Consider the following 8,843-nt stretch of genomic DNA (forward strand, 5'->3'; position numbering starts at 1 on the left):
TATCTGACCACGACACGATCAGATCCGCCTGCACATCACCATCACGTCGCATCGCCATCGTCGCTGACCGCCTTCTTTCCGTATCCAGGCTGAATCAGATCACACCGACTTCGTCAACGCGCTGTTGGGGAGGGGGAATGGTGATGCTGTTAGAGGAACAGCAGCGGGAGCATGAAAAGCGCTCTGCCAATGTAGGCGAGGCCAAGGATGCAGCCGCCCGCCATGATGAGAGTCGCGATGATTTTGGCGATCATGGCGCAATCCTTTCGGGCATGAAAAAGCCCCCGGAGGCTATCCGAGGGCGTTCAGGGTTCTGGGGGATTTGATTAACGTTCGTACGGATCGGGGCCGTACCTGTTTTCCCAGCGGGTTCCGCCGATCAGCATGAAGATCAGAACGATCACCGGGCCGATGTAGGGAAAGAGGTTGAACAGAGCGAACCATCCCGATTTGTCTTGGTCGTGGAAGCGCCGAACCTGCAACGCGATCTGAGGCACGGCAAGGCCCAACAACGCCATGCCCGATACAGCGGCAAACAGAAGGTTTGTTGTCTTGTAGAGTTCGGGTATCGAAATGAAGAACACAAAGCTAACCGCAGTGACCAGAATCTGGAACATCCAGAATTCTCGCCGCCCCGATCGCCCTGTGAAGTCGGCATACTTTTTGAGCGGAAGCATGATCCACTCAATGAAATCGCCATCATTCGGCAGGGAATAATCATTTTCCGCTACCGGATGGGTGTAGGCATTGGGCTTCGGACTTCTCGGTTTAGGTCTGGTCCGACCTTTGAGAATGTCTTGCTTTGCGGCATCAAAATCCGATTCCGAGATGATGCCTTCCTGCTTCATCTGGTGGAGCTTCTCGATGCTCCGAAGAGCTTCTTCATCAATCATTTGGCTGTCCTTATATCGTGGGGTGACGACCGCGCCGATGGGCACGACGGAACAGACCGCTAGAAATCTTGCTGTTGATGCACGCTCATGCCCCCGCATTTGCCGGAGCAGTGTCGGCTTGACCCTCTGCCGCCCCTATGTACCTCTCGGGAGCGACGGCCAAAGCCGGATGTTGGAAACCCGCTGAAGCAACGAGCGCATGCGCCTTTATCGGCAGAACCGACTGGACATGCGCGCATGCCACCCGGCCTCCAAATCTGGTGACCGAGCTGCTTCAAAAGGGGTTCCCACGCCCCACCCTCCGGCTTTCACGGAAGGCGGAACGCTTTTGGCGTGTTCTCAAGGCGTTCGCAAGGGATCGCTGGCCTATTCATATATGATACCCTGCTGTGCGCGTTTTGTTCCATATAAAGCACCTTGCAGATATTTAACTGGACGCCTCAAAAGTAATTCAATGCATCAGCCTTCACCCAAATATTATTGATTTCTTCATCATTGCGCGAGATGAAGGTAACGCAACATCACTGTTGTTGCTGCAACCGGGGTTTTTCATGAAGTGGAAGTTTTTGACGGTGGCCGTTGTTGCTGCCAGCGTAGTCGTCCCTGCTATGGCTCAAAGCTCGCATGCTGTACGCGGGTATACCCGGAAGGACGGCACCTATGTAGCTCCGCATAGGGCCACTAACCCCGATAATACCCGTATGAACAATTGGTCCACAAAGGGGAACGTGAACCCCTACACGGGCAAAGAAGGAACGGTAGACCCCTACAAGGCTCCATCGACCTCGACTTACAAGCGTTCTACAAGGTCGACCTCGACTTCGTCCGGCGGGTTCTGATGCGGGGGCTGACCGTTTTCGCTGCTTTCGCTGCAGCAACTATAGCCTTTACCGCGCCTGCAGTTGCTCGCGCTCCACAATCCGATGCTGAAATCAAGCAAAGGATTATCAAACAATCTATTGCCTCCTATCCAGGCAACTGCGCCTGCCCGTACAATTCTGCCAGCAATGGTTCACGTTGCGGCGGACGAAGCGCTTGGAACAGGGGCGGCGGATATGCACCAATGTGCTTCCCCAAGGATGTGAGCGCTGCCGCTGTTAAAGCTTATCGGGCAAGCCACTGATCTTAAGGCGCCCCTCACGTAACGGGGGGCGCGGCTCAAAAAGCAAATCCTGCCTATTTTTAGCCAGCCCAGGTGACCACTATTCGCAACCTACCCCATCACCATCGCGGTCTAGATGCCTTGTGTAATCCAACTGCTCTCTACGCACCGGCGCTGCGTCAGCTGCCCTCGCTTCCACATAGTTCCGATAGGCCACGACGCCATAAGTTTTGCCCAGAAGCGATTGCCGAGCAGGCTGATATGCAGCTCCGACACGATGCCAAGCGAGTTGAATCACATTTAGTGCGGCGGGATTCGATATGATAAGACTAGGAATTTTTAAGACGCTAGCTCGCCTAGCACCACTCCTTCTTTCGTCCCCTGCTTTAAGCCAAGCGACAGTTCTTGTCCCGGCAGACGAAGGCTTCGCCTGGGAAGTGCGGGACTTAAAGTTCGCACCTAGAAAAACGAGTGATCAAGGCGTGTCTGTCGCTCGCATAAATACTTGGATTGCTGAACACGCTGGCATGAAACAAGTATCCAAGATTTGCTTCATGGATTTCGTGCAGAACGATGAGATTTATAGCTTCGATGTAAAAACTCAAAAAGACATCAATGCAGATTTGAATGAGTATAAAAACTCATTTTCGCAGACATTTTCCCCTGACGCGACGACAACATTTCTCGTTAGGGTGGGCGCCTTTCAACTTTGCGATCCATCGGACAATGGAACGGCTGTCACGTTCATGGGCGTTGTCGTAACTGATAGTTTTGGGGAAGTTCGTTTATTCGACCCCATGACATGGAATTTTTCGCGCTTATTTAAGCGGGATGACGGCATAGTGAATATTCTTGGATGTTTTTCATGCGGCGATGTCAAAGAGCTAGCTTGGGACAAATTCAAAAATAGATTCTACTTTATTGATATCGGTCATTGATATGGGTAAATCTTCTCGCCGTGAACAAATGTCGCGCTTTGATACAGAAATTGACTGGATAATTCGCTAGACGGTCTCTGAGTCGCGACCTTTGCGGTCAATTGATCATGCCGATAATCGTTCTGTGCCTTCTGAAGGCCGTCAATTAGCCTCTGTGCGCGGTGCAGCAGCTTGTCTTTTGGAGAGAGTTTCAGCCACTCGCTGCGCTTGATAGTCGGCATTTCTCGTCCCGATTTTGCTAAAATGATTTTCGCCCTTTGACTGCGGACGAAACAGTTTTCAACCGGGTATAGCGTGGGCGCCGACCTCAATCGACCCAAAGACGCCCCAGCCTTGACCCAAGCGCCCCCCAAGGGGAAAGCCGCTTTGGCTGGGAAACCGCCGATGTCCTTGTGAAAGCACCTTAAGGTAGGTGGTGCCGCTTACGTGACTCGAACACGTGACCCCATCATTACGAATGATGTGCTCTACCAACTGAGCTAAAGCGGCATGCCTTGCGGGCAGGCGGGCCGTTTACATGGCGAAGGGCGGGGACGCAATCGCCTTTCGTGCAGTTTTTTTCAGGCGGCGAAAGGGCGGGGGACGGTGCGGCTTTGCGCGTGCGTCAGGGCCTCCAGCGGGGCGGGGCGGGCGAAGAGGTAGCCCTGCCCAAGGTCGCAGCCCATCTCGGCCAGGCGCTGGCGCTGGCGCTGGGTCTCCACTCCTTCGGCGACGACCTTCTTGCGCAGGCCTTGGCCCAAGCCGATGATCGCGCGGATGATCTCCTCGCTCTGGCCGTCGTCCTCGAACAGGCCCAGCGTGAACGAGCGATCGATCTTGAGGATGTCGAACGGCAGGTGCTTGAGGTGGATCAGCGAGGCATAGCCGGTGCCGAAATCGTCGAGCGCCACCGAAACGCCGGCATCGTGGAGCAGGCCCAGCGCCTGCGCCGTCTCGTCCATCCTGCGGTCCAGCACGTGATCCTCGGTCACTTCCACGCACAGCCGCCCGGGCTCGAGGCCATGGTCGGCGATCCGCGCAAGCAGGCGCGCGGCGGCGAGCGGGCCGTCGATCTGCGCGGCGGTGAGGTTGAAGGAGAGGCGCGGCAGGGCGCCCGGATGATCGCGCAGCGCCGACAGCGCCTGGTCGAAGACATGCTGCTGCACCGCCAGGCCCACTTTCCCCTCGCTCAAGAGGTCGCCGAAAGTGGCGGGCGTGAGCACGCCGTGATCGGGATGGCGCCAGCGCAGCAGCGCCTCGCAGGACGTGGCCTGCCCGGTGCGCAAGTCGACGATGGGCTGGTAGTGGAGCGAGAACTCGCCCCGCTCGACCCCCGCCTCGGCCTCGCGCGCGAAGGCCTGCCGCCGGTCGAGCCCGGCGCGCAGCGGCACGTCGTACTGGTGCAGGCGGCGACGGCCGGTGTGCTTGGCCTGGTAGAGCGCGAGGTCAGCGTTCTTCACCAGCACCTCGGGCGCGGTCGCATCCTCGGGGAAGCGGGCCGAGCCGATGCTCAGCGACAGCGCCCAGGAGCGCCCCGCATGGCTGAGCGTGGTGCCCTGCAGCGCCTCCAGCGCGCGCTGGATGCACTGCTGCTCGTGCTCGCCGCCGGGCAGCAGGATGGCGAACTCGTCGCCGCCGATGCGCGAGACGTGACCGCGCCCGCGCGCCGCATCGCGAAGGCCCTTGCCGACACTTTCGAGCAGCATGTCGCCGCCATCGTGGCCAAGGCGGTCGTTGATGTCCTTCAGGTGGTCGACATCGACGAGCAGGAGCATGAAGGGGGGCGCGCCGGGCGCCTCGCACATGGAACGCAGCGCCACCTGGAAAGCGGCGCGGTTGCCCAGCTTGGTAAGGAAATCGGTCTGCGCGGCGCGGCGGAACGTCTCGCTCTCCACCTTGATGACCTTGCGCGCCTGCTCGGCGGCGTCGCGCTCGGCCCGCAGGAGGCGGAAGCGGTCGGCGATGGCGAGCGAGAGCGCCACGGATTCGAACGCGAGCGCCGCGAAAGTGCCCATGTCCACCGTATCGTCCTGCACCAGCAGCCCGAAGTTGCGCCCGACCCGCAGCGCGAAGATCGTCAGGACCGGGGTCCAGCCCGCTAGGTAGAACCACACTACCCGGCTGCGCCTGCGAATGGCGACGATCACGCCGGCACTCAGGCAAAGCGCCCCCAGGATGAACACAAGGTTGAGCATGCGGTCCACGGCGACGGGGCTGGCGAACCACCCGCTCCACGCCGCGAGGCCGACGCTGAGGTTGACCACCGCGCTGAAGGCCCCGACCCACGTCACCCAGCGCGGCAGCACGCCTTCCTCGATGACCGAGACGAAGAACATGTTGCCCGCCGCGATCAGCGCGGAGACGAGCAGGTAGTCCAGCGAAACGGCCGCCGGTCCGACAAGGCCCGGCAGCAGGAACGTCGCCGTGTTGGTCCAGGTGAAGCCATAGGCCAGCGCCAGCGTCGACCAGACGAGGTACCAGCGCTGGAACACCAGCCGCTGGCCGGTGTAGATGAGCAGGTTGTACGCGAAGGCGGACAGGAGCGCGCCCGCGAACACGCCCATCAGCCCCAGCCAGCGCCCGTCGAGCCGGATCGCGTCCTGCGGGTCGGCGGCGGAGACCTTGCGCATGAGGGAGAGATGGTCGAGCTGGCGAAAACCGAGGTAGAGACCGCGCACTTCGGCGCCCGGACGCTCGATCCGGAAGCGCAGCATGGCACCCGGCGCCCAGTTGTCGCCGATGGTGGAAGGCGTGACGGCGATGCGCTGGACGGCGCCGTCCTCTGCCACCACGAGCGCGGCCATGCCGCGAAAGCGCGTCTGGTCGATCAGCAGGCGCCAGTCGCGGGGCAGCTGCGCAAGCGCTGCGGGATCGCGCAGCTTCAGCCAGACCCAGCCGTGGCGATAGGCCGCGTAAGCGGGAGGCGCGGCGCAGTTGAAAGGAAGCGCGGTGACGGCGGCGGCCTCGACCGGCAGGTCCGCCGGAGCGGCCGCGGCGCACATGTCGGAGCGCAGGCGCACGATATCGGCGCGCGCGTCCGACGGCCATGACAGCCACGCTGCCAGCAGCGCCAGAAAGAACAGGACTGATCGTATCGGCATTCGTGCCCCCACACCCCGGGGACATACCTAGGCGAACAGTCGCTACAAATGGTTAACAACTCGGGGAAATTGCAGGCCGGTGCATCCAGCGGCGCGGGCACAATTTGCCGTCTGGCCGGAACCTTGCGGCCACCCATGCAATAGAGACAACTGGACATCGATTTCCTTTGCCCGTCAGCCGAACCGCGATAGTCTCGGCCAGCGAGCACGGGCACGCAGGGCCCACGCGGGCAGCGGGAGGGAGCAAGCATGAGGAACCAGCGCCAGCCCGCAGCCGCTGCATGGGCGCCGGATTCGCTGCTGGAGAGGTTCCGCCGCACCCGCAACCTCAGCCGCGACCTGGCCAAGGGCCTGAACGAAGCGGACATGACCGTGCAGTCGATGCCCGATGCCTCGCCGGTCAAATGGCATCTGGCGCATACCACCTGGTTCTTCGAGACTTTCCTGCTGCGCGATCACGTGCCCGGCTACCGCCTCTTCGACGAGCGCTGGCCGTTCCTGTTCAACAGCTACTACGAGGCGGAAGGCGAGCGCCTCTCCCGGCCGGACCGTGGGCTGCTGACCCGGCCGACCGTGGCCGAAGTCCTTGCCTATCGCGACCATGTGGACGAGGCGATGGTCGATGCCCTGCCGCTGCTCATGGAGCGCCATGGCGAGCTTGTGGAACTGGGCGTGCAGCACGAGCAGCAGCATCAGGAACTGCTGCTGACCGACCTGAAGCACCTGTTCTCGCGCAATCCGCTGGGCCCCGCCTATGCCCCCGTCCATGCCACGATCACGCACGCGCAGCCGGCCCGCGACCTGCCGCTGCGCTGGATCGCCGGGGCGGAAGGCCTCGCCGCCATCGGCAGCGACGGGCAAGGCTTTGCTTTCGACAACGAGCTGCCCCGCCACCCCTCCTGGCTCACTCCCCATGCGCTGGCCAACCGGCCGGTGACGAACGCCGAATGGATCGAGTTCATCGCCGACGGGGGCTATGCGGGCGCCGCCCTGTGGCTGTCTGACGGGTGGGACTGGGTGCGGCGCGAGGGCGTGGGCGCCCCGCTCTACTGGCGCGGCGGCCCCGCCAGCGGGTGGGAGCAGTTCACCCTTTCCGGCTGGCAGAAGGTGGACCCGCTCGCTCCTGTCACCCACGTCTCGTTCTACGAGGCCGACGCCTTCGCCAGCTGGGCGGGAGCGCGCCTTCCGACCGAGCAGGAATGGGAAGCCGCCGCGCAGGGGCGCGATCCGCTCGGCGGGAACCAGCTCGACCATGCCGCTCCCGTGGCTCCGCGCGCCGAGGACGGGGGCGGAGTCGACGACGGGGGCTTCGCCTCGTTGTTCGGCAACGTCTGGGAGTGGACGGGATCGGCCTATCGCCCCTGGCCGGGATACCGCACGGCGGCAGGCGCGGTGGGCGAATACAACGGCAAGTTCATGTCCGGCCAGTTCGTCCTGAGGGGTGGCTCGTGCGCGACCCCGCGCGGCCATGCCCGCGCTTCGTACCGCAACTTCTTCCACCCGCACCAGCGCTGGCAGTTCACCGGCGTGCGGCTAGCAAGGACTCTGTAAAGACATGCTCCTCACGCCGAGCCGCCGCCAGGATACGCCCGCCCAGTCCGAGGCCCAGCTCCAGGCCAACGCCGCCGCCGCACCTGCGGGAAGCGACCCCGCGTTCCTCGCCGACGTGCTGCGCGGCCTGTCGCAGGCGGAGAAGGCGATCCCCGCGCGCTGGTTCTACGACATGCGCGGCTCGCAGCTGTTCGAAGCGATCACGCAGGTCCCCGAATACTACCCCACCCGCACCGAAACGGCGCTGCTTGAGGCGCACTGCGCGGAAGTGGCGGAGCGCGTGGGCACCGATGCCACGGTGGTGGAGTTCGGCTCGGGCAGCTCGATCAAGACGCGCATCCTCCTCAAGGCCATGCCGCGCGCCACTTACGTGCCGATCGACATCTGCGGCGAGTTCCTGGAGGAGGCGTGCGAGAGCCTACAGGCGCAGTTCCCCCACTTGCGCATCGTGCCGGTGGAGGCGAACTTCCTCGAGCCCGTCAACCTTCCGCTGCAGCGTGGTTCCGCCGGGGCGGGAGAAACGGTGCTCGGCTTCTTCCCCGGCTCCACCATCGGCAACATGACCGCCGCCGCCTCGGTCGACCTGCTGCGCTCGATGCGCGATACGCTGGGCGCGGCGGGTGGAGGCCATGCCTACCTGCTCATCGGCATCGACCGGGTCAAGGACCCCGCGCGCCTCGTCGCCGCCTACGACGACGCGCAAGGGGTGACCGCGCTGTTCAACCTCAATCTCCTGCAGCGCATCAACCGCGAGCTGGGCGGCACCATCCCGGTTTCCGAGTTCCGCCACGTCGCCCGGTGGAACGAGCACGCCAGCCGCATCGAGATGCATCTGGAAGCACGCCGCACGGTCCGCTTCGAAGTCGCGGGGCAGGCGTTCCACATGGATGGCGGCGAAACCATCCACACCGAGAACTGCCACAAGTACCGGCCCCGGGAAATGCGCCTGCTCCTTGCTGCCGCGGGCTGGGGCGAACTGCAGCACTGGACCGACCCGGCGGGCGATTTCTCGCTGGTGCTGGCCCGCGCCGACGCCGAGCGCCAGACGCCTTGACTATGCGAACCATTTAGGTTATACGCCGCAGCATCGATTACGATCCTTGGGGTCACGATCGAGCAAGCGGCGGGCCGGGAGCGTGTAGCTGACGCTTCCTTCTCTCCCGGCGCGGTCGGCGTTTCGGTCGTGGACACCGGAACAGCCACATCAGGATGCGCGGACGAAGATGAGGGTATGCCCTCAGGGAAGACGGCATGGGATGCGAGCCCTGCCCGTCACCCC

General features: G+C 62.7%; 6 protein-coding genes and 1 tRNA gene. 3 read left to right on the forward strand and 4 right to left on the reverse strand.

Annotated elements, in window-relative coordinates; translation table 11 throughout:
• Nucleotides 1-326: 326 nt before the first annotated feature.
• Nucleotides 327-893, reverse strand: coding sequence for a DUF805 domain-containing protein (locus GR702_RS22510; RefSeq protein ID WP_237449881.1), 567 nt, complete (start codon nucleotides 891-893; stop codon nucleotides 327-329).
• A gap of 1,202 nt (nucleotides 894-2,095) precedes the next feature.
• The gene (locus tag GR702_RS22205; protein ID WP_337192676.1) at nucleotides 2,096-2,293 is read right to left on the reverse strand and encodes an excalibur calcium-binding domain-containing protein; all 198 of its coding nucleotides are present in this window, start codon (nucleotides 2,291-2,293) and stop codon (nucleotides 2,096-2,098) included.
• Between the two features lie 22 nt (nucleotides 2,294-2,315).
• Between GR702_RS22205 and GR702_RS21670 the strand changes: the two genes are divergently transcribed.
• Entirely contained in the window at nucleotides 2,316-2,933 is a 618-nt protein-coding gene (locus GR702_RS21670) for a hypothetical protein (protein WP_160987593.1), read from the forward strand.
• A 413-nt stretch (nucleotides 2,934-3,346) separates the two neighbouring features.
• Here GR702_RS21670 and GR702_RS21675 read toward each other — a convergent pair.
• Nucleotides 3,347-3,422: transfer RNA gene (locus GR702_RS21675), tRNA-Thr, on the reverse strand.
• Between the two features lie 71 nt (nucleotides 3,423-3,493).
• The gene (locus GR702_RS21680) at nucleotides 3,494-6,013 is read right to left on the reverse strand and encodes a putative bifunctional diguanylate cyclase/phosphodiesterase (protein WP_160987594.1); all 2,520 of its coding nucleotides are present in this window, start codon (nucleotides 6,011-6,013) and stop codon (nucleotides 3,494-3,496) included.
• 249 nt (nucleotides 6,014-6,262) lie between these two features.
• On the opposite strand from GR702_RS21680, the gene egtB reads away from it, so the two are divergent.
• Entirely contained in the window at nucleotides 6,263-7,564 is a 1,302-nt protein-coding gene (gene egtB / locus GR702_RS21685) for an ergothioneine biosynthesis protein EgtB (RefSeq protein ID WP_160987595.1), read from the forward strand.
• A gap of 4 nt (nucleotides 7,565-7,568) precedes the next feature.
• The gene (gene egtD / locus GR702_RS21690; protein ID WP_160987596.1) at nucleotides 7,569-8,618 is read left to right on the forward strand and encodes an L-histidine N(alpha)-methyltransferase; all 1,050 of its coding nucleotides are present in this window, start codon (nucleotides 7,569-7,571) and stop codon (nucleotides 8,616-8,618) included.
• The last annotated feature ends 225 nt before the right edge of the window (nucleotides 8,619-8,843 follow it).

Origin of the sequence: Novosphingobium silvae (assembly GCF_009856825.1) — a bacterium.
Lineage (GTDB): Bacteria > Pseudomonadota > Alphaproteobacteria > Sphingomonadales > Sphingomonadaceae > Novosphingobium > Novosphingobium silvae.

Excerpts from the sequence above, each read along its gene's own strand:
- GR702_RS22510 (WP_237449881.1), bottom strand. The coding sequence starts at position 893 with ATGATTGATGAAGAAGCTCTTCGGAGCATCGAGAAGCTCCACCAGATG.
- GR702_RS21670 (WP_160987593.1), top strand. The coding sequence starts at position 2,316 with ATGATAAGACTAGGAATTTTTAAGACGCTAGCTCGCCTAGCACCACTC.
- GR702_RS21680 (WP_160987594.1), bottom strand. The coding sequence starts at position 6,013 with ATGCCGATACGATCAGTCCTGTTCTTTCTGGCGCTGCTGGCAGCGTGG.
- egtB (WP_160987595.1), top strand. The coding sequence starts at position 6,263 with ATGAGGAACCAGCGCCAGCCCGCAGCCGCTGCATGGGCGCCGGATTCG.
- egtD (WP_160987596.1), top strand. The coding sequence starts at position 7,569 with ATGCTCCTCACGCCGAGCCGCCGCCAGGATACGCCCGCCCAGTCCGAG.